This window comes from Protofrankia sp. Cj5 (assembly GCF_917627405.1).
Classification (GTDB): Bacteria; Actinomycetota; Actinomycetes; order Frankiales; family Frankiaceae; genus Protofrankia.
In genome coordinates this window covers 1-20,793 of sequence record NZ_CAKJTO010000058.1, presented here as the reverse complement: position 1 = coordinate 20,793, position 20,793 = coordinate 1, and the positions used below count along the sequence as shown (strand labels likewise).

Genomic DNA, 20,793 nt, shown 5'->3' with positions numbered 1-20,793 from the left:
CCTATGGGCAGCGGACGACCTGACCGCAGTAGGTCAGGCCGGCGCCGAAGCCGAACAGCAGAACCGGATCACCCGGCTGCAGCCTCCCGCCGTCGAGGAGCCGACTGAACGCGAGTGGGATGCTGGCGGCTGAGGTGTTGCCGGCGTCAACGACATCGCGGGCTATGACGGCGTTTGTAGCACCGATACCGTTTACCAGCGCATCGATTATCCGGAGATTGGCTTGATGGGGGACAACGCCGGCGATGTCGGCTGGCGCGAAGCCGGCCAATTCACAGGCACGCCGGACTATCGGTGTCAACGCGATGGCCCACCGGAACACCGTCTGGCCTTCCATGCGAAACAGGTTGTCACCATACCCCGGAACGCGAATGGCGCCCGCCTTCCCACCGTCATGGCCCCATACGGCCGGTCCGATCTCCCTGGTCACGGCGGGCCCGACGACCGCCGCGCCAGCACCGTCGGCAAGCAGGACACACGTCGAACGGTCGTCCCAGTCGGTGTAGTCCGACAACCGTTCGGCCGCGACGACCATGACGTGTCTGGCGCTGCCGGCCCGGACCATGTCGGACGCCATCGACAGGGCGTAGGAGAATCCGGCACAGCCCGCGTTGAGGTCGAGGGCGCCTGCCCGCCCGGCACCGAGGCGGTGGGCGATCTGCGGCCCGGAACCAGGGATCTGGGACGGATTCGTGCAGGTCGCAAGCAGGACCATGTCGAGATCGGCGGCGTCGATACCGGCTGAGGCCAGCGCCTTCTCCGCCGCCATGCTCCCCATCGAGACGATCGTCTCGTCGGCATCCGCAATGCGTCGGGCGGCGATACCCGTCCGCGCGCGAACCCATTCGTCCGAAGTCGCGACACGCCTGGCGAGATCGTCGTTGGTAACCACACGGGCGGGCCGGTATGTCCCGAGCCCCATCAGCCGGGAGCCGGTCATCGCGCTACTCCGACGAGCCCGCTGAGGGTCTCCTCGACGTCGTCGCCGACTGGGTCACCGCCGGCAAATTCGGCGACCAGCTCACGGGCTGCGGGCAGGTCGTCGGGGGTCTTCACGGCGACGATCCGCACGCCGGGGAACTCCCTTTTGGCGATTCCCGCCAGTGTGCCGGCGGGCGGGAGCTCCAGAACGGCCGTCACTCCGAGATCACGCAGCCGCGCCAGGCACAGGTCCCACCGGACCGGGGCGGCCACCTGGTTCACCAGCCGGGTGACCAGATCCGAGCCGGTCTTTATGATCATTCCATCCGCGTTGGACACCTGTGGCAGCGCGGGAGTTCGCGGCCGTAGCCCCGGAGCGACCTGCGCCAGGCGCTCACGGGCGGGTTCCATGAAGTGGGTGTGAAAGGCGCCCGCGACCGACAGCGGCCGCAGGCGGGTCCGGGGCGGCGGGTTGTCGGTGAGGCCGGCCAGTGCCTCGATCGTGCCGGCCGCGACGATCTGGCCGGCACCGTTGCGGTTCGCGGCGGTCAGAGCCAGCTGCTCCAGGTGGTTGATGACGACATCCGGTTCGCCACCGACCACAGCGGTCATACCGGTGGCGACACGCCCCGCGGCCTGCGCCATTGCGCGTCCGCGCAACGCGACGAACACGAGCGCGCTTTCAGCCGTCAGCGTGCCGGCCAGCACGGAGGCGGTGATCTCACCCACGCTGTGGCCGCCGACCACGATATTTCCCGTGTTGATCGGAGGCAGTTGCTCGGCGGCGACCAGACCGGTTGCGACGATCAGTGGCTGAGCGATGGCCGTGTCCCGGATCGTGTCCGCGGACGCGTGGCAACCGACGTCAACGAGGTCGATTCCGACGGCCTCGGACCACCAGCGCAACCGTGTCTCAATCCCGCCGATCTTGATCCAGGGCTGCAGCTGACCTGGGGTCTGGGCACCTTGACCGGGCGCGAGGATAACGAGCACCGGACTACCTAACCCTTCCCGGCCGCTGTCTGTCGCTGGCGGGCACTCACCGTTGTGCCGTCAGCCCGTTGTGGGGTCTCCACAAAATGATTCGGTCGTCGCGCGTCTTTGTTCCGCATCTACTCCGCTGGAGCGGAATTTCGTGACGCTGGCGACAAGTGATGGCAAGACGTCCGGGTCGACCGGCGCCGAACCCGCAGGCCGGCTACGCAGCGGGCCGGCCTGTGACCGGCCTGTGACCGGCCTGTGGTCAGGCCGCGGTCAGGCGGCCCAGGATGAGCGCCACATGCAGGGTGAACCGTTCGCGGTGATCTGTCGGATCAAGACCGCAGACGTCGGCGGCCTTACGCAGTCGGTAACGGACCGTGTTGGGGTGGAGATAAAGCGCGCGCGCCGTGGCCTCCAGCGAGGCGCCGAGGTCGAGGTAGGCCCCGGCCGTCGCCAGCAGCGGTGTTCCCGCCTCGCGCAGCGGGTTGTAGACCTCCTCCACCAGCGCTCGGCGTGCCCCGGTATCGCCGGCCAGCGCCCGTTCAGGCAGGAGCGCCTGTGCCGTTACCGGTCGCGGAGCGGCCGGCCACGCCGCGACCACGTCAGCGGCGGCCAGCGCCGCATGCGCCGAGGATGCCGCCGCGGCCAGATCGGCCGCGACCGGGCCGATGACGACCGGACCGGGCCCCCACGCGGGCAGCAGGGCGGCGGCGGCATCGAGCAGGGCACGCTGGGTCTGGTCATCGGATCTGACTGACCGCGCCGCGGCCTGGCTGGTGGCGAAGTCACCCCCGACGATGACAACCAGGCGTTCGTGGTGGACACCGGTGAGCACCTCCAGCCCGGCACCGCGCCCGAGGCGGTGGACCTCGTCGACGACGACCTCGGGGGAGTGGTCCGGGGCGTCCCCGATGATCACAGCGACCGCGGGCGGGTTGCGCCATCCCAGTGCCGCCGCGCGCGACGGCAGCGCCCGTTCCACCTCGCCGCGTACGACATGGTCGACGACGAGCGCCTCCAGCCGGGCGTCCCAGGCACCGCGCTCCTCAGCGGCACGGGCATAGACGACCGCGCCGGCGAAGGCGATGTCACGGGAGTAGCGCAGCACATCGGCCAGCAGCCGTTGCTCGTGCTCGGGGCCGGCCAGGGCGGGTACCTCAGCCTCGATCGCCTCGACAGCCACCCGCACGAGATCGACCAGCCGGCGGAAGGTGACCGCTCGAACGAGATCGCGGGGGGCGACCCGGAAGACGTCTCCGGACAGCTCCCGGGCGTGTTCGGGCCGCCGGCACCACTCCACGAAGGACGAGATCCCAGCCTGCACCACCATCTGGATGTCGGCCCGGTGGCGTGCTGACATGTTCGAGAACCAGGGCAGGACGTCGTGCATGCGTACCACGGCGCGGCTCGCGAGCATGCCGCTGGACCGTTCTATCCGCCGGATGATCTCCTCGGCCGTGGTAAGGGCCACCTGTTGCTCGGGCAGGGACCCGACGGCCGCGTTCCTGGCCGAAGGAGCGTCGCTGCCCGTGGCCGGCTGCGTCACCGGCTGCGCGGTGTAGCGATCCCGGCTGCTGGGCCGGAGCTGGAACGCCGCTCACCACCATCGAACATGTCTCCTCCATCAAGTCGTTGACGCATGCGCCCTGGCCCGGATCCTTGTCTCCCGCGGACCGCGGGATGTGCGGGCGGCACGCGACGGACGTCAGGGTGACAATCAAGCCTGGCAGCGATTGTCTACAACTGATCATTAAAACGGCTGGCCCAGCTGTGGACCTTGGCGACATACGCCCTGGTCTCGCCAAAGTCAGGGACACCGCCAGCGTCACGGACGGCCCGGGGTCCAGCATTATACGCGGCGAGAATCAGCGACACGCGGTCGCCGGGCAGCTTCTGGACGACGTCGGCCAGGTGGGCCTCATAGTGCGCGGCGGACGGGATAGCGTCCGCCGGATCCAGGGGATTCGCCATCCCGTCGGCGTTACCGTCGACACCGAACTGTTTCCAGGTCTCGGGCAGGAACTGCATAAGGCCTCGAGCACCGGCGGCGGATACAGCCAGCCGGTTGAACTTGCTTTCCACCCGCGCCTGACCAGCGAGCTGCGCGGCGGTGAGCACACCGTAGACGGTCGCGGCCTCCTGGAAGAGGGGGATCAGATCGGGCGGGACCCGGACTGATGACCGGGGCGTGGCCGCGCCACAGCCGGTCAGGACCGTTGTCATGATTATGATCATAAATAGAGTGAGCGAGCTGGTAGCGCGTAACGCCTCCGGCCGGGTCGTGTCGCGTACGCGGAGCCGCGATTCCCACTGAGGGTTCACCTGCCCATTCTCCTGCGTTGGATGATCGTATGTGCGGACCTGGTCAATCTCCCGGGCCGGGGGTCTTGGGACAACGGTAAAACGACGACGGTCTCATACATCGCCAGCGGTCGCGGGATGGCACGCGGGGCGGATGATTCCAACTGGACACCCCCCGGCGGTGCTGGTGGCCCAACTGCTGTGATATTGCTAAGAGAGACATAAAAGAAACTAGGGGTGACGTTATTGGCATCTTGGCAACGTCCCGGCTAGCCGTCGACGGCGGACAGCCAGTTCGTGACAGGCCGTATCCGCGATGGCCCGTCTTTCGTCCTGAGGAGATCGCCACGGCGACGGCGACCATGCGTAGGGGCGACGTCAGCTACTGGACGGGCCGCGAGGGCAGGCGTTTTGAACGCGAGTTCGCCGAAGCCGTCGGCGCGTGTCATGGGGTGGCTGTGGCCAACGGCACGGTTGCCCTGGAGATCGCCCTGCGGGTGGTCGGGGTCGGGCCGGGGGATGAGGTGGTGGTGCCGGCGCGGTCGACCATCGCGCCGGTCAACTGCGTCGCCGCTCTCGGCGCCCGTCCGGTGTTCGCCGATGTGGACGCTGAGTCACAGACGATCACCGTTGACTGTATCCGCCGGGTGCTCACCGCGCGGACCCGTGCTGTCGTCGCCGTTCACCTGGCCGGTTGGCCAGCGGATGTGGACGCACTGCGGGGCCTGGCTCGAACCCGCGGACTCGCCGTCATCGAGGATTGCGGCCAGGCGCACGGGGCCACCCTGCGAGGCCGATCGGTTGGGACACGAGGCGATATCGGTGTGTGGTCATTCGGCTACGATAGAATTCTGAGCACCGCTGGTGAGGGTGGCATGGTCACCACTGACGATGCGGCACTGTACCGGGCGGCGTGGTCATACAAGGAGCAGGGGCGGCGTTTCGCGGTCGTGGACGCGGGGGCCGAACCGAGGCTGGAGCCGGACGGCCTGTCAACAGACGACTTCGGCGGCGACGGGTTCGATGATCGCGATTGGGAGCAGGGCGGCGGCTCACCTCTCGCCCATGGCGGCTTCGGCACGAATGCCCGCATGCACGAACTGGCCGCGGCGGTAGGCCGGGCAGGGCTTCCGCACCTGCCGGAGATGGTCGAGCGGCGCCGGGACAACGCCTTGCTGCTCGCCTTGCGGCTCCGCGATGTAGCGGCGCTGCGGTTGGTCTCGCCCCCTTCTCACGTCGGCCACGCCTACTACCGCTGGTATGCGTTTGTGCGGACTGACCTGCTCCACGACGGCTGGAACCGCAATCGGGTCGTGGCGGCTGTCCGGGCGGAGGGAGTCCCCTGCTTCACGGGCTGCCCTCGGGAGGTGTATCGGGAGGCGGCCGTGCCCGCGTGGTGGCGCCCCGCGGCGTCCCTGCCGGTGGCCAGGGAGCTGGGCCGTACGGCGATCGCCCTCCTCGTGCATCCGGCCCTCGACCTGTCCGACATCTCCGACGCCTCCGACGCGCTCGTCAAGGTCATGTCGGTGGCGACGTCGGCGTAGTTCGCGCGTCACTGTTCGTGGGCGCGTCACTGTTCGTGGGCGACCGCGGTGGGCGTCTGGCCCGGTCGGGGCTGGACGGGTATCTCGGCCTCCAACCGCGGCTGGACGCCGAGATCCTCGCAGCGGGCGAGCTGGCGCAGCGCGGTCCTGGCGCTTTCCGGCTGTCCCCACGGGTCGAGATCGAGGATGTGCCGCCGCTCGACCGGCGGCGCCGACACGTAGGAGATCAGGGGGTGATGGCGGCGGATGTCATGCTCGTTGTCGTCGAAGAGCTCCTCGTGCAGTTTTTCGCCGGCGCTGAGCCCCGTGTAGATCACCTCGACGGGGCGCGCCGCCCGGGTCGCGAGGCGTTTGGCGACATCGGCGATCCGCACGGGCTGGCCCATCTCGAGCACGAGGACGTCACCGTTGCCACCCAGCGCGCCGGCCTGGATGACAAGCTCCACGGCCTCCTCGACGGTCATAAAGTAACGGGTGACATCCGGATGCGTGACCGTGAGCGGACCGCCGGCCGCCAGTTGGCTGGCGAAGATCCTCAGTACGGAGCCCTGGCTGCCCAGGACGTTACCGAACCGGACGCTGACGAATACCCCACGCGCATGCTGGCCGACGTGGGCGGTCAGGCGTTCGGTGATTCGTTTGGAGTAGCCCAGGGCACTCGTCGGGTTCGCGGCCTTGTCGGTTGAGATGTTGACGAAGCGTTCGACGCCGACAGCGACAGCGGCGTCGAGGATCGCGAGCGTCCCCCAGACGTTGGTCTTGATCGACTCGCCGGGGAAGCGTTCCAACAGCGGCAGGTGTTTCAGTGCGGCGGCGTGGAAGACCACCTGTGGACGGTGCCGGTCGAACAGCGCGTCGACAGCCTCGACGTCCCGGATGTCACACAGCACCACGGCTTCGTCGTCGGCGATCGCCTGGCCGTGAATGGACAGCTGGACGGCCCGCAGGGCTGATTCGTCCCGGTCAAGCATGATCATTTTTTCGGGTTGGTGGCGGTGGATCTGGCGGCACAGTTCGGAACCGATCGAGCCGCCGGCTCCGGTGACCAGGATGCGTTTACCGGTGAGATAGCCCGCAACCGAGGAGACGTCGGTCTGGATCTGGCAACGCCCCAGCAGATCGGTGAGGTCGAGGTCGCGGATGTCACGCACGTCCACGCGCCCGTCGATGAGATCCACCACCCGCGGGAGCACCTTGACGGTGAGGCCCGCCTCCTCGGCGACCTCGGTGATCTCCCGTAGCAGCGTGGCGTCGGCGCTTGGGATGGCCACCAGCAGGGTACGCGCGCCGGTCTGGCTGGCGACCGTGGCGATGTCCTCCCGCCCGCCGCGTACCCGCACCCCGCTCAGGGCCAGGTTCCAGGTGCGGGGATCGTCGTCGAGCAGGGCCACCGGCCGGTACGGGCTGTCCGGGGTGTGCAGCATCGAGGCCAGCACGCGGTCGGCACCGTCACCCGCACCGAAAACAATGATCGGCTCGGCATCGGGGCGCTGTGGGCGCCGGCCGCGTTTCTCGGCCAGCCGCCACAGGTAACGGATGCCGAACATCGCGACGAGACCGACCGCGCCCGCCAGCGGCAGGACGCTCACCGGCAGCGGCCCGGGCCGGCTGATGCCGGCGTCGACGACGACGATCCCGAGCGTGGCCAGCCCGACCGAGCAGGTCAGGGCGAGTACCTCGTCGAAGCCGCCGAACCGGTACCGCCCAAGGTAGAGGTGCAGAGCTGTGCCGGTGACGTAGAGCAGGCAGGCCGCGAGAACGGCGATCACCCAGAATCCGGCGTCGGCCACGGGCGGCTGGCCGAACCGGGCGAGGTAGGCCGCACTCAGGCCGAGTACCAGGCACGCCGCGTCGACACCGATCTGGAGGCCGACCCGCCAGCGCAGGTCCAACAGGGACAGCCGGGCGACGGCCCGCCACCACCGGAGCTCTTGAGGGCCAAAAGTCTTCTGTTTCTGCATGACTCCACAGCGTAATAACTACTGATGGTAAGTACATGGATGCGGAGCGAGTATGTTGGTTGCGCAGCGTCGTGCTGCGATAACTAGGATGTTTTGCCCGGAGAGGACAGGTCTGTTGGTGGAACTTCGGGACTACGTCAGAGCGCTCCGCCGGAGTTGGCCGCTTCTGGTGGTCTGCGTCATGCTTGGCGTTCTGGTCGCCGCGGCTGCCACCTGGCGGGAGGCAAAGGCCTACGCCGCCGCGGAGACTCTGGTGGTGGTGTCGTCAGACAGCACCGACAGCGCGACATCGGCCTATCAGGGCGGTCTGCTGTCCCAGCAGCGGGTGAAGTCCTATGTCGATCTTGTTGCCAGTGATCGGATCGCTGCGGGGGCCGTCGCCAGGCTCGGTCTTGATATGCCGTCACGGAGCCTCCAGGCCAAGATCAAGGCCGAAGCTGTCCCGGACACGGTGCTGTTGCGGATCATCGTGACGGATGGCGACGCCAGGCGCGCTCAGGCGCTCGCGGACGCGGTGGGCGAGGTGTTTTCCGAGGCTGTCGCGCAGATCGAGACGCCGGCTCCCGACAAGTTGCCGTCGGTGCGGGTGAACGTGTGGGAGAAGGCGAAGCTGCCGACCGAGCCCGTGTCGCCGAAACCCGTACGGGCCATTTCCCTGGGTGCCCTCCTGGGCCTGCTCGTGAGCATCGGTGCGGCTGTGCTCCGTCAGCGGCTCGACACGAGCGTCAGGACCGACGCCGACATCACCGCGGCGACCGGCCTGGCAACGCTCGGCGCGATCGCCTTCGATACCGCGGGCGCACGCTACCCCCTGGTGGGGCCGCTGGACGCGCAGTCAGCGCGCGCGGAGGCGTTTCGCCAGCTCCGGACAAACCTGCGGTTCGCCAATGTGGACATGCCGGCGCGCGTCATCCTGGTCTCCAGCGCCACGCCCGCGGAGGGCAAGACAACGACGACCTGCAACCTGGCGATCATTCTCGCGCAGGCCGGGGCACGAGTGGCGCTGGTCGAGGCGGACCTGCGCAGACCGTCCTTCAGCGAGTACCTCGGGATCGAGACCGCCGCCGGTCTCACCTCCGTGCTGATCGGCGCTGTTGATCTTGATGACGTGCTGCTGCCATGGGGTGATGATGGTGGCCGGCTGGAGGTCCTGCCCAGCGGGCCGCTGCCACCCAACCCCAGCGAGCTGCTCGGGTCCCGCGGCATGGGCGAGGTGCTCCGCGAGTTGTCCGGCCACTTCGACATCGTGCTCATCGACGCCCCACCGCTGCTCCCGGTCACCGACGCGGCTGTGCTCGCCGCGCAGGTGGATGGCACCCTGCTGGTCGTCCGCAACGGCCGGACCCGGCGGGAACAGCTGGCCCGGGCCGCCGAGGTGCTGCGGGCGGTGGACGCGCGGGTGCTGGGGGTCGTACACAACATGATTCCCACCAAAGGGCTGGACGCTATGTACTACGGCTATCCCTCCTACAGCGGGTACACCCAGATCAGGATGGGGCCGGGCCGGCGGAACAGACACCGAGCCGTTGCCCAGCAGAGCGTGGTCGACCCGGGGAGAAGCGGCGCGGGCCACAGCGAGGGCCACGGTGAGGGCATAAGGATCGCTACCCAGCGTGAGTCGACTGACGATCCCGACGGTGCCGCTGGGGGCCCAGCTGACGATGCGGCCGAATCGCGCACCATGGAGCATCCGGTTGGCGGCGTCGGGGCTGGCGGTGATCTGTCGGCGGAGCTGACGACCCCGTTGGCGCTTGACGCGAAAACGACCGGATCCCACCGGCGCAAGCGCTAGTAGATGAAACCGGGGCTGGCCACCGGGACGAGCCTCCGGTGCCCGTGGTCCCGCTGGGGCCGGCGCTTCTCGAGGCTTCACGTCCTGGCGGCCGCGACTGTGATCGTGCTGTTGCTGGTTGCCGTGGCCACCGCCTGGGTAGCGGTTCGCGGCCGGCTGGCGCAGTCACACCTGCGGATCGCCCAGACCCAGCTCGGTCAGCTCGAACGTGAGTTGTCCGCTGGTCGCGGGATGTCCGTGGCCCGGTTGCGCCAGACGACGAATGAGGTCATCCGTGAGACGGCCGCGGCCAGGCGTCTCACCGGCGGTCTGGTCTTTGCGCTGGCTGCCCGGGTACCGCTGGTCGGTTGCCCCGTTCAGACGACGCGGTTGATGGCGGTGGCGGTCAACGACTTCGCCGCGGTCGGGCTGCCGGCCATTGCCACGGTTGGTGAGGCCCTCCTCCCGGCCGGGACGCCTGGCGTCAGGCCCAGCCTGGTGTCACGGCTCATCGGGGTCCGTGGCTCGATCGACACCGCGCGGGCCGCTGTCGGGCAGTTCCGCCAGGAAGCTGGCCGCACGTCCGCCTGCGGTGCGATCGGGCGGCTGGTCGGCATCGAGAAGGCGGTCACCGAGGCTGTGCGGCTGAGCGAGGCCCTCGCTCGGACGGCGCAGATGCTGGATCTCGCCAGCGGGCTGCTGCGCCGATGACAGATGCCGATGACAGGCGCGGCTGGCAGGCGACCGGGCAGCCGGGACCGGGCCGGCGGTCCTGGTTGTCGGCTGCCGTCAGCGCGTTCGTAACCGAATGATCACATGTCGGAAAACCAGCTGGCAGAAGGCTTGGCCGGGAACAGCTGACAAGGAGCGTTTCCAGATAGGGTGCCGACGCTCCAGAATCCCAGCGGATCACGCTGACGGCGCCGCGGCGGGCCGAGGTGATCGACCTGTGCCGCCGACCGGGGGTACCGGTGGGTGAGGACAACCCGTACGGACCGCTCATGCTCGACGCCTTGGACGAGGCGATGCCGCTCGGTGCGACCTGGACCCGGCCGGACGGCGGGTTCTTCGTCTGGTTGACGCTGCCGGACGGGGCGCACGCCAAGGCAGCACGAACCGGGCCTGGACGTCGGGTCGGCGAGGAGAAAGAACGTGCTGAACACGGCGTAGATCTGGCGAGACCGGGTCGGCCCAGCGCCGAAAACCGGCCAGCGGCCCGCTGACGTGTTCACAAATATCAGCCGGTGTGGATCAAGGGGCGGGGCTGCGGCCCGCCGGTGGCGGCTGCCGGCTGGCTACGATGGTCGGGGATCGTCGCTCCACCGGTGAGGAAGGCTTGTGATGAGGTCCGCTGAGATCGCGAGCCGCTGGCTCCGCTACTTCGCCGAGCGCGGGCACACCGTCGTGCCGTCGGCATCCCTGATCGCGGACGACCCCACGCTGCTGCTCGTGAACGCGGGCATGGTTCCGTTCAAGCCGTACTTCCTCGGCGAGGTCAGCCCGCCGTACCCCCGGGCGGCCAGCATCCAGAAATGCGTGCGCACCACCGACATCGAAGAGGTCGGCAGGACGACCCGGCACGGTTCCTTTTTCCAGATGTGCGGAAACTTCTCCTTCGGGGACTACTTCAAGGAGACCGTTATCCCGCTGGCCTGGGAACTGCTCACCACGCCGGTTTCGGCGGGCGGGTACGGCCTGGACGACAGCCGCCTGTGGGTCACCGTCTACCTCGACGACGACGAGACCGCTGACATCTGGCGGTCCACGGTCGGGGTGCCCGCCGAGCGCATCCAGCGTCTCGGCATGGAGGACAACTTCTGGTCGATGGGTGTGCCCGGCCCGTGCGGACCCTGTTCAGAGATCAACTACGACCGTGGCCCGGAGTTCGGGATCGACGGGGGCCCCGCCGTGAACGGCGAGCGTTACCTGGAACTGTGGAACCTGGTCTTCATGCAGTACATCCGGGGTGAGGGGACCTCGAAGAAGGACTACCCGATCCTCGGTGACCTGCCGTCGAAGAACATCGACACCGGCCTCGGCCTGGAGCGCCTCGCCGCGGTTCTCCAGGGGGTCGACAACCTCTACGAGACAGACACGTCCCGGCTGATCCTCGACCGGGCGTCGGAACTCACCGGCGCCCGCTACGGCGCTGGGCAGCGCTCGGATGTGTCGTTGCGGGTGGTAGCTGATCATGTGCGCACCTCGGTGATGCTCATCGGCGACGGTGTGCTGCCGGGTAACGAGGGGCGTGGCTACGTGCTGCGCCGGATGATGCGCCGCGCGATCCGCAACATGCGCCTGCTCGGCGCCCATGACGCGACCATGCGGGAGATGGTCGCGGTCACGATCGAGGCGATGGGCCCCCAGTATCCCGAACTTGTCACCGACCGGCTGCGGATCGACTCGGTGGCTACCGCAGAGGAGGCGTCGTTCCTGCAGACGCTGCGCACCGGGACGTCCATCTTCGACCTGGCTGCGGCCGAGACGAGGAAGGCGGGCGGCGGGGTCCTCACGGGTGAGCGGGCGTTCCAGCTGCACGACACCTTCGGGTTCCCGATCGACCTCACCTTGGAGATGGCGGCTGAGCAGGGTCTGACCGTCGACGCGGAGGGCTTTCGCCGGCTCATGGGCGAGCAGCGCCAGCGCGCCAAGGCCGACGCCCGCGCGAAGAAGACCGGGCACGTGGACACCTCGGCGTACCGGGACATGCTGGCCGCGGCCGGCCCATCGGAGTTCACCGGCTACGACATCGCAGCCGGGACCACCGGCGGGACAGCCGCCGGGACTATCACCGGAACCGTCGCCGAGCCCGCCGTCGTCCGCGGGCTGCTGGTGGACGGCTCGCCCGCCCATGAGGCCGGCGAGGGCAGCGACGTCGAGGTCGTGCTCGACCGCACGCCGTTCTACGCCGAAGGCGGTGGCCAGCTCTCCGACACCGGCGTGGTCCGCCTCGATGACGGCACCGAGATAGAAATCTTCGATGTGCAGAAGCCCCTGCCAGGGCTGATCGTCCACCGTGGCCGGGTGCGCTCGGGCGGGGTCGTCCTCGGGGCGAACGCGCGGGCCGAGATCGACCTGGACCGCCGGGGAGCGATCTCGCGCTCGCACAGCGCCACACACCTGACTCACCAGGCGCTGCGGGACGCGCTCGGCCCGACGGCGGCGCAGGCCGGTTCGGAGAACTCGCCTGGCCGGTTCCGTTTCGACTTCTCCTGCGCCGGTGCGGTGCCGGCGTCGGTGCTGGCCGACGTGGAAGAGACGATCAACCAGGTGCTGATCGAGGATCTCGATGTCCACGCCGAGGTGATGAACGCCGACGAGGCACGCCAGACCGGCGCCATCGCCATGTTCGGCGAGAAGTACGGCGACCGGGTGCGGGTCGTCTCCATCGGCGAGTACTCCCGTGAGCTCTGTGGTGGCACGCATGTCCGCCGCTCCGGGCAGCTTGGCCTGGTCAAGCTGTTGGGCGAGTCGTCGGTCGGCGCGGGGGTCCGGCGGGTCGAGGCCCTCGTGGGCCTGGACGCCTACCGTTACCTGGCCCGCGAGGCCGTACTCGTCGCACAGGTCACCGATGTGCTCAAGGCGCCACGGGCCGAAGTGCCCGAGCGCCTCGCCGGGGTGCTCGCACGGTTGCGCGAGGCTGAGAAGGAGCTGGAGAAGCTGCGGGCGGTCGCGGTGCTGGCCGCGGCGGGCGGCCTCGCGAGCGGGGCCGAGGACGTCGGCGGGGTTGCGCTGGTTACCCACCAGGCGCCCGATGGCACCTCCGCGGATGATCTGCGCAGGCTCGTCCTTGACATCCGTGGCAGGGTCCCCGCCGAGCGTCCGGCGGTCGTCGCGGTGGCGGCCGCGGTCGACCGGCGCCCGGTCATCGTGGTGGGCACGAGCGGCGCCGCGCGTGACCGCGGGGTCAAGGCCGGGGAGCTCGTCCGCGGTGCCGCGAAGATCCTCGGTGGTGGTGGCGGCGGCAAAGATGATCTTGCTCAAGGCGGTGGCACTGACGCGGCCGCGATCACGGACGCGCTCGCGGCGGTCCGTCGGTCCGTCGCGGAACGAGTGGCGGCTGTCTGACTGGTCGGGCCGTGTCCGGTCTTCGGTCCGTCTGGGTGAAGGATCATATCCGGGAACTCGCGCCGAGCCCTCTTCGTTAACCAATACGGTGATCACATTGATGCTAGGGGTAACATCAATACTATAGGTGACACCAATCTGTTGCTGATCGGGATTCGGACTGGCGGTCGGATGCGGGCGCGGGAGCCCATTGGTCGGCCCTTATGACCTGCACGGTCGTCGTCACCACGCGACACCCTCAAGGGCGATCTTCATCGCGACGTCCTGTCCGGTGCTGATCCGTCCTTGAGGAGGGTGGCGTGGCCGTTCCCACACCATCACCATCATCACCGCCGTCAGAGTCGTCGCCGTCGTTGTCGCAGCACAGTCACTCCCCGCCGGTGCCGGGGACCGCCATCCATGACCCGAACACCCACGGCCCGGACCGCATGCGCCGGATCGCCGCGCTGCGACCCGACCTGCAGGCGTCGCTGGTGGTGTTCCTGGTCGCGATGCCGCTCTCCCTGGGCATCGCGGTCGCCACGGGCGCGCCGGTCGCCGCTGGGCTGATCGCCGCCGTGATCGGTGGGATCGTCGTGGGGGCACTCGGAGGTGCGTCCCTGCAGGTCAGCGGGCCTGCGGCTGGGCTCACCGTGGTCGTCGCCGGTCTTATCACCACGTACGGGTGGCGGGTCACATGCGCGGTGACCGCGGCCGCCGGTGTGGTCCAGATCCTCTTCGGCGTCAGCCGGGTCGCCCGCGCCGCGCTCGCCGTGTCACCCGCGATCGTGCACGGCATGCTCGGTGGGATCGGGCTCACCATCGCCTTCGGCCAGCTGCACGTCATCCTTGGCGGTGAGCCGGACTCCCACGTCATCGACAACATCATGGCCCTGCCCGGACAGATCGTCGTCAGCCACAGCGCCGCGGCACTGATCGGAGCCGTCACGATCGCCGTCATCGTGCTGTGGCCCCGGCTGGTCCGCGGACTGCCCGGCGGGTTGCGCGCGATCCCCGGGCCGCTCGCCGCGGTCGTCGTCGGGACCGTCCTCGCCGCCGCACTCCACCTGGACCCGCCCCGCGTCAACCTGCCTGGGTCGATCATCAGTTCGGTGTCGTTGCCGGTCTTTCCCGACGGGGACTGGTCCGGCATCATCCTCGGTGTCCTCACCATCGCGATCGTGGCGAGTGTGGAGTCCCTGCTGTCCGCTGTGGCGGTGGAGAAGCTGGCCGCCACCCATGGCCGGGCGCCGCAGGGCCGGATCAACCTCGACCGTGAGCTTCTCGGGCAGGGGGCAGCCAACGTCCTGTCGGGTCTCGCCGGCGGTCTGCCTGTTACCGGTGTGATCGTGCGCAGTTCCACCAACGTCGCGGCCGGAGCGAGAACACGGGCGTCGGCGATCCTGCACGGCGTGTGGGTGGCGCTGTTCGCGGTGTTTCTCGGCGGAGTGGTCGAGTGGATTCCGCTGTCCGCACTGGCCGGCCTGCTCGTCGTCGTCGGGGTCCGGCTGGTGGATGTCTCCCATCTGCGCCACGTACAGCGACACGGCGAACTGCCCGTGTACGTTGTCACACTCGTCGGTGTCGTCGCGCTCGACCTGCTCCAGGGCGTCGTGCTCGGGATGCTCACCGCGCTCGGCCTGGTTCTCCGCCGGGTGCTGTGGTCGAACATCCATCTCGTCCAGACGGGGGAGACGTGGCGGGTGGATGTGGAGGGCACCCTGAGCTTTCTCTCGCTGCCGCGTCTCGCCCGGGTTCTTGGCCGGGTTCCCACCGGGGCCTGTGTGTCGATCGAGCTCGTGGTCGACTACCTCGACCACGCGGCCTTCGAGCATCTGCATGCCTGGTGCGCCGAGTATGAGCGGACCGGCGGCCAGGTGAGCGTGGACGAGATCGGTCACGCGTGGTTCCGGCGGCCGCGTACGGACCAGCCCCACCGGCGCCGGACCGTGGTTCCGCACCTGCCGCGCTGGTTCGCGCCCTGGTCGCAGTGGCAGGAGCTGGCAGCCTCCCACGGAGAGGCGCACCGTGCGGCCGCGCCGGTGACGGCCGACGGCGGTCCGGATGCGACAGGTACGGTGGATGTCGCTGATGGTCATGTTCACCCGGTCGGCACGATGCTGGTGGGGGTCGCCGAGTTCCACCGCCGGGCCGCTCCGCTGCTGCGCGGCACCCTCGGGGATCTCGCGGATGGTCAGCGCCCCAGCGCGCTGTTCCTCACCTGCGTCGACTCCCGGGTTGTCCCGAACATCATCACCAGTAGCGGACCTGGCGACCTGTTCACTGTCCGCAACGTCGGTAACATCGTGCCGCTCGTCTCGTCGGACGGCCCGCTCGTTGGCGGGCCTACGGGCGATCTGTCTGTGACCGCCGCGCTCGACTACGCCGTCGACGTCCTGCGGGTGCCCTCGATCGTGGTGTGCGGGCACTCGGGATGCGGCGCCATGACGGCGTTGCTGTCCGGCGCTATCGACCAGGAGCCTGACTCCGCGCTGGCGGGCTGGTTGACCCACGCGCACGGAGCACTGGCCCGGACACCGCTGCCGGGTACCGAGACGCTGTCGCCCCTGGAACAGCTGGGCCGAGCGAACGTCGTGCTCCAGCTTGAGCACCTGCGCGGGCACCCGGCCGTGCGGCGTGCGCTGGACCGGGGTCCGCTCGAGCTTGTGGGTCTCTACTTCGACATTCCCGCCGCGCACACCTGGGTTCTTGACGAGACATCAGGCCGTTTTGTCGACCCTTCCGACGCGCTGGCCGCGGTGCCACCGCAGCGCCGTCGTTCACCCCGCCGCTGGGACACACCGGCGGCAGCTTCGCGGGCTCCAGCCTGAGAGCGCTGTTGAGATCGTCATTCCGGCTCGCCGCGGCGAGCCGAACGCGCTGAAGCACTGCTTGTGGATCACTGTGCTGAAGGCTGGGGCGAATCCCCGCGCAACATCGGGAAACGTGTCCGGCAGGTTGATATGCCTGACGCTGGCCGGCAGCCCGCGGTATGGTTTTATTCACTACTTCAACGACTCGATGATCATTGATATCCAGCTGTCTGGTGTTCTTGCTGCTTAGGCCTTATGTATTCGGCCTTATGTATTCGGTCGCATCGGGTCAGCGGCGGCTTTTATGCTTATGCGGATCATCCTTGTCGTGTCAGTGACGGATTCACAGCCAGGGAGAAGCGTGCTTTCCTGGCGGACGGTCGAGACGGGGTGGGACTGGTGGCCACGGAAGCCACGATCGCGTTACCGGCGATGTTGGCCGATCTGGCGGAACTCGTGCGCTGCGAGTCCTTCTCGGCCGACCATGCCGCGGTGGCGCGCAGCGCCGAGGTTGTCGGCGCGCTCGGGGCGAGGCTGCTGGGCGCGGCTCCGGAGACGATCGTGATCGATGGCGTGACCCACCTGCGGTGGATCTTCGGCACGCCACGGGTGCTGCTGGTGGGACACCACGACACCGTGTGGCCGGTGGGCTCCCTGGAGAGCCGCCCCTGGTCGTTGCTCGACGGGATCGCCCGCGGCCCTGGGGTCCTGGACATGAAGGCAGGGCTGGTGCAGATGTTCCACGCGCTGGCCTCCCTGCCGTCCCCAGACGGTGTGTGCGTCCTGGTCAACGGGGACGAGGAAGTCGGTTCCCCGACCTCCCGGGAGCTGATCGAGGAATCCGCGCGCGGTTGCGCGGCCGCCTTCGTGCTGGAGGCGGCCGCGAACGAAGAGAGTGCCATCAAGATCGCCCGTAAGGGCACCTCGCATTATGAGGTGGTGGTGCACGGCAAGGCCGCCCACGCGGGCCTGGAGCCGCAACGGGGGGTCAACGCCGCGATCGAGGCCGCCCACCAGGTCCTGGCAATCGCCGGCCTCGCGGCCTCGATGGGTACCACCGGCTCCATCCTGGGCGCCCCCACCATAACGCCCACCCTGCTGTCGGCCGGCAGCACGCGCAACACGGTGCCCGCGCTGGCGAAGGTACTGGTGGACGTGCGCGTGCCGACTCTGGCGGCGCAGGACCAGATAGACGATCTCATGCGGGGGCTCACCGCCCGGACACACGGAGCTCGGCTGGAGGTACTGGGCGGCAGGCAACGGCCGCCGATGGAACCGGAATCCTCCGCCGAGCTGTTCGCCCTCGCCGCCAGCATTGCCGTGGAACTGGGCCAGGAGCCGCCGCGGGGGATCGCCGTCGGCGGCGCCTCGGACGGTAACTACACCGCGGCCGTGGGCTGCCCGACGCTGGACGGGCTCGGTGCCGTCGGCAGCGGCGCCCACACGGATGCCGAGTACGTCGAGGTCGCGCGGATGCTCCCCCGCACCCACCTGCTGGCTCAGCTGATCACGCGGACAAGGCAATGACAGGAAGCCGCGTCCAAGGACAGGAAGCCGCGTCCAAGCGGCCCCTGGCACGGCCGCGGGCCACACCGATACCGGATGAGTGGTATCGGTCTGGCCGAGAACGCGGCCAGGGGCCGCCTGGAGGCGGCGAGCCGGACAGCTGGCTTTCCTGACCGTGTGGTCCCGGTTTGACTCCCGGCGGACAGGCCTCGCCGAGCGCCCGCCTGCCCGCCTGCCCGCTCGTCCGTCGATCCGGAGGGGAGCGGCGGGGGAGCGGAACTGCCAACAGCCGGGCTCGGTACCCTCAGTCGTAACGTGCGAACATGGCGCGTCCAGTTCCGCTCGGGATGGGCCGGGCAGATGGCGTTTTTCATGGGGGGGCCTTGAGCGAGCGGCTGACCGAGCTGGAGATCCGGGCGCTCGCGGGGGCGTTCGCCACTTCGCTGAGCGCCGTCCAGTTACTGGAACGCGCTGGCGTGGACCGACTCGAACAGCCGTCCTGGGCGCCGGCACAGTCTCCGCTGGCGTTCTGGGTGGAGGTGAACAACTTTCTCGACAGCGGCGGGTTGCCGGATGGCCGGCGGCGGATTCTCGCCGCCGCTGCCGAGCGCTACCCGGCGAATCCGGTGTTCGCGCAGGCGCGGGATTTCGCGGCTGGATTCTCCGCCGCTGGAACCGCCGCTGGCCATGGGCCAGCCGCTGCCGCGGGCGTACCCGGCGGGTTCAGCTCGCCCGATGGCCTTCCGCTGCCGTACACCGTGCTCGCTCTGGACGCGGTGCGGTTCAGCGCGCACGGCACTCTCGTCCAGCTTGCCTGGCGCCGGGGCCTGCGCGAGATCGTCGACGAGGCCTGCGGGCGGACCGGTATAGCCGCCGACGCCATCCAGCTACAGGACCGGGGCGACGGTTTTCTCGGTGTTGTCGCCGTCAGCGTCCCCAAGGCGACACTCGCCGCGGATTTCGTCCGCGAGCTGCGGATAGCACTGCGGGCCTTCAACCGGACCCGTAACGACACCGGTCGGGTCCGGGTGCGGCTGGCGTTGCATCACGGTGATGTGATCGTCGACGGTACCGGCTTCGCTGGCCAGCCGACCATCGTCGCGGCCCGGCTGGTGGACGCCCCGCCGGTGCGCCAGGTGCTCGCGGATGCGCCATCCGAAGATCTTGCGCTTATCGTCTCCGATGAGCTGTACGCCGCCACCGTTGCCGAGCAGCTCCGCGGTCTGGACCCAGGGGAGTTCCGCGAGGTCACAGTCGAGGTTCCGAAGTTCTCCGGTACGGCCTGGGTGCAGGTGCCGGCCGCCGGCCGCGGCGCCGAGACCGACCGCGCCGCCGCGGAGCGCCCAGCCGCGGCGGTCACCGATGACAAGCCCGCCGACGCGGCCCGCTGGGACTTTCTCGTCTCCGCCGCCGAGGCGGACGAGAACTGGGGCACCTGGATCGCCTGGGAGCTTGAGCAGCGTGGGTACCGGGTGCATATCGAGACCTGGGACGCGCTGCCTGGCCAACACGACCTGCGGCGGCTCGACGACGCGATCAGGTATTCCGAACGTACCTTGGTGGTGCTGTCGGACAACTACCTGCAGGCGGTGGAGGTACAGGCCGAATGGCATGCCGCGTGGCAGCGCGACCCCGACGGGATGCGACGGAGGCTGATCCCGGTGCGGGTGGCGGAATGCAAGCCGGACGGATTGCTGCGGGGTATCGTTGCCATTGATCTCGTTGGCCTCCCGCGTGAGGCCGCGGCAACTGAACTCGTCGAACAGGTGAAAAGATCGCTTGCCGGTCGTTATCGACCGGCTGGCCCGCCGCCGTTTCCCGGCCCGAACGGATGAGCGGGGAAAGGTAACAGGCCTTTCCATCGATCGCGGGAAGGCCATCGCCAGGTGGGTCTTTGTGCTGCCCGCGGACAGGCCATCGACTCTGCCGAACGTCCCACCCGATTCGGATACTGGATGCCATGCGTGTTCTGGTGTTCGGTGGTGGAGTGATCGGTACGCTGCATGCCTGGGCGCTGTCACGGGCCGGGCACGAGGTCAGCCTGCTGGTCCGGCCGGAGCAGGTGGACCGATGGGCCGACGGGATCGATCTGAGTATTCTCGACGTCCGGGGCAGGCGCCGCCGGGAGGTCACCGAGCGTTTCCATCCTCGTGTTGTCACCGAGCTGCGTCCGGCGGATGGCGTCGAGCTCGTTGTGCTTGCCGTCCGGCATACCCAGACCCCGGACGTCCTGCCCGGGCTCGCGCGAAACCTTGGCGCGGCCACCGTGCTGTTCCTGAACCACAACTGGCGTGGGCTGGACTTCATCGATTCCTGTCTGGGCAAGGACCAGTACGTGCTGGGCGCTCCCCGGGCCGGCGGCGGCATCATCAACAACGTGTTGACCGGCGCCCTTGAGGGCGGGATCGTGCTCGGGCCGAGCATGTCCGGGCGGGGGGCACCCGGAGCGGCCACGGGTGACATCGCAACGGGCGACACGATGACGGACATCGCCGAGCAGAATCTGGGCCGCTTCGCCGCGTTCTTCGCGGAAGCCGGTTTCCGGCCGGAGATCCGTCCCAACATGGAGCACTGGCTGTGGGTGTATTTCGCCAGTATCACCGCATGGATATGCGGTGCTGCCCGTGCCCGTGGATTCGAGCGTTTCACGCGCAGCAACCGAGCTGTCTACGACGCGCTGCATGCGGGCCGGGAAGCCATGCAGGTATGCGTCGCACGCGGGGCGGAGGTGCGTTTTGCGCAGGACGCCCGGCCGTTCGTGCTTCCGCCGTCGACGGTGGCGCCAGCGGTACGGCTCATGCTCCGCGGAGAGCTGCCCCAGCGAATCTCGGTCAACCGCAGCCGGTACGCGCCCGCGGAACTGTACGAGATCTACGATGACGTCATCCGGACGGGGGAACGGCTCGACGTTCCCATGCCCTGCCTTTTGTCCTACCGCAACGACGGTG

At 68.9% G+C, this 20,793-nt stretch carries 13 protein-coding genes and 1 pseudogene; 9 read left to right on the top strand and 5 right to left on the bottom strand.

Translation table 11 applies throughout. The features are described 5' to 3' along the window. Position 1 precedes the first annotated feature (1 nt). The 4 genes from MJ777_RS13905 to MJ777_RS13890 all read right to left on the bottom strand — a co-directional run bounded on the left by MJ777_RS13905 (position 2) and on the right by MJ777_RS13890 (position 4,125). Positions 2 to 940, bottom strand: a complete 939-nt coding sequence (locus tag MJ777_RS13905) for a beta-ketoacyl-ACP synthase III (protein WP_239310047.1) — start codon at positions 938 to 940, stop codon at positions 2 to 4. Beyond that, on the bottom strand, positions 937 to 1,914 hold the full coding sequence (locus MJ777_RS13900) for an ACP S-malonyltransferase (RefSeq protein WP_239310048.1): 978 nt from the start codon (positions 1,912 to 1,914) through the stop codon (positions 937 to 939). The genes MJ777_RS13905 and MJ777_RS13900 overlap by 4 nt, the downstream gene beginning before the upstream one ends. A 250-nt stretch (positions 1,915 to 2,164) precedes the next feature. After that, positions 2,165 to 3,448, bottom strand: a complete 1,284-nt coding sequence (locus tag MJ777_RS13895; RefSeq protein WP_239376640.1) for a CdaR family transcriptional regulator — start codon at positions 3,446 to 3,448, stop codon at positions 2,165 to 2,167. Positions 3,449 to 3,639: 191 nt separating this feature from the next. Next, entirely contained in the window at positions 3,640 to 4,125 is a 486-nt protein-coding gene (locus MJ777_RS13890; RefSeq protein ID WP_239347574.1) for a lytic transglycosylase domain-containing protein, read from the bottom strand. Between the two features lie 332 nt (positions 4,126 to 4,457). Between MJ777_RS13890 and MJ777_RS13885 the strand changes: the two genes are divergently transcribed. Further along, entirely contained in the window at positions 4,458 to 5,747 is a 1,290-nt protein-coding gene (locus MJ777_RS13885) for a DegT/DnrJ/EryC1/StrS aminotransferase family protein (RefSeq protein ID WP_255724067.1), read from the top strand. A 26-nt stretch (positions 5,748 to 5,773) separates the two neighbouring features. Here MJ777_RS13885 and MJ777_RS13880 read toward each other — a convergent pair whose 3' ends face one another. Then, a complete protein-coding gene (locus MJ777_RS13880) occupies positions 5,774 to 7,708 on the bottom strand; it encodes a nucleoside-diphosphate sugar epimerase/dehydratase (RefSeq protein WP_239376639.1) in 1,935 nt (644 codons plus the stop codon). 118 nt (positions 7,709 to 7,826) lie between these two features. On the opposite strand from MJ777_RS13880, the gene MJ777_RS13875 reads away from it, so the two are divergent. From MJ777_RS13875 to MJ777_RS13840, 8 genes and pseudogenes are all read left to right on the top strand, one after another. Next, a complete protein-coding gene (locus tag MJ777_RS13875) occupies positions 7,827 to 9,500 on the top strand; it encodes a polysaccharide biosynthesis tyrosine autokinase (RefSeq protein ID WP_239376645.1) in 1,674 nt (557 codons plus the stop codon). Between the two features lie 99 nt (positions 9,501 to 9,599). Next, a complete protein-coding gene (locus tag MJ777_RS13870; protein ID WP_239310053.1) occupies positions 9,600 to 10,190 on the top strand; it encodes a hypothetical protein in 591 nt (196 codons plus the stop codon). A 171-nt stretch (positions 10,191 to 10,361) separates the two neighbouring features. Further along, positions 10,362 to 10,588 (top strand): annotated as a pseudogene (locus MJ777_RS13865) (hypothetical protein); the annotation flags it as partial. A 232-nt stretch (positions 10,589 to 10,820) separates the two neighbouring features. Next, positions 10,821 to 13,547 (top strand): alanine--tRNA ligase, encoded by a 2,727-nt coding sequence (alaS, locus tag MJ777_RS13860; protein WP_239376638.1) that lies wholly within the window; start codon positions 10,821 to 10,823, stop codon positions 13,545 to 13,547. 428 nt (positions 13,548 to 13,975) lie between these two features. Beyond that, positions 13,976 to 16,357: a SulP family inorganic anion transporter gene (locus tag MJ777_RS13855; protein ID WP_370652724.1), complete on the top strand. Its 2,382-nt coding sequence runs from the start codon at positions 13,976 to 13,978 to the stop codon at positions 16,355 to 16,357. Positions 16,358 to 16,771: 414 nt separating this feature from the next. After that, positions 16,772 to 17,866: a M20/M25/M40 family metallo-hydrolase gene (locus MJ777_RS13850; RefSeq protein ID WP_370652722.1), complete on the top strand. Its 1,095-nt coding sequence runs from the start codon at positions 16,772 to 16,774 to the stop codon at positions 17,864 to 17,866. A 362-nt stretch (positions 17,867 to 18,228) separates the two neighbouring features. Next, positions 18,229 to 19,680, top strand: a complete 1,452-nt coding sequence (locus tag MJ777_RS13845) for a TIR domain-containing protein (protein ID WP_239311730.1) — start codon at positions 18,229 to 18,231, stop codon at positions 19,678 to 19,680. A 125-nt stretch (positions 19,681 to 19,805) separates the two neighbouring features. Then, positions 19,806 to 20,793, top strand: a 988-nt coding sequence (locus MJ777_RS13840; RefSeq protein ID WP_239376635.1) for a ketopantoate reductase family protein, incomplete at its 3' end; no start/stop codon positions are given.

Bases quoted from the DNA above. Each gene is read 5' to 3' on its own strand.
- MJ777_RS13855 (WP_370652724.1), top strand. From the start codon at position 13,976: ATGCGCCGGATCGCCGCGCTGCGACCCGACCTGCAGGCGTCGCTGGTG.
- MJ777_RS13850 (WP_370652722.1), top strand. From the start codon at position 16,772: ATGTTGGCCGATCTGGCGGAACTCGTGCGCTGCGAGTCCTTCTCGGCC.
- MJ777_RS13905 (WP_239310047.1), bottom strand. From the start codon at position 940: ATGACCGGCTCCCGGCTGATGGGGCTCGGGACATACCGGCCCGCCCGT.
- alaS (WP_239376638.1), top strand. From the start codon at position 10,821: ATGAGGTCCGCTGAGATCGCGAGCCGCTGGCTCCGCTACTTCGCCGAG.
- MJ777_RS13890 (WP_239347574.1), bottom strand. From the start codon at position 4,125: ATGACAACGGTCCTGACCGGCTGTGGCGCGGCCACGCCCCGGTCATCA.
- MJ777_RS13880 (WP_239376639.1), bottom strand. From the start codon at position 7,708: ATGCAGAAACAGAAGACTTTTGGCCCTCAAGAGCTCCGGTGGTGGCGG.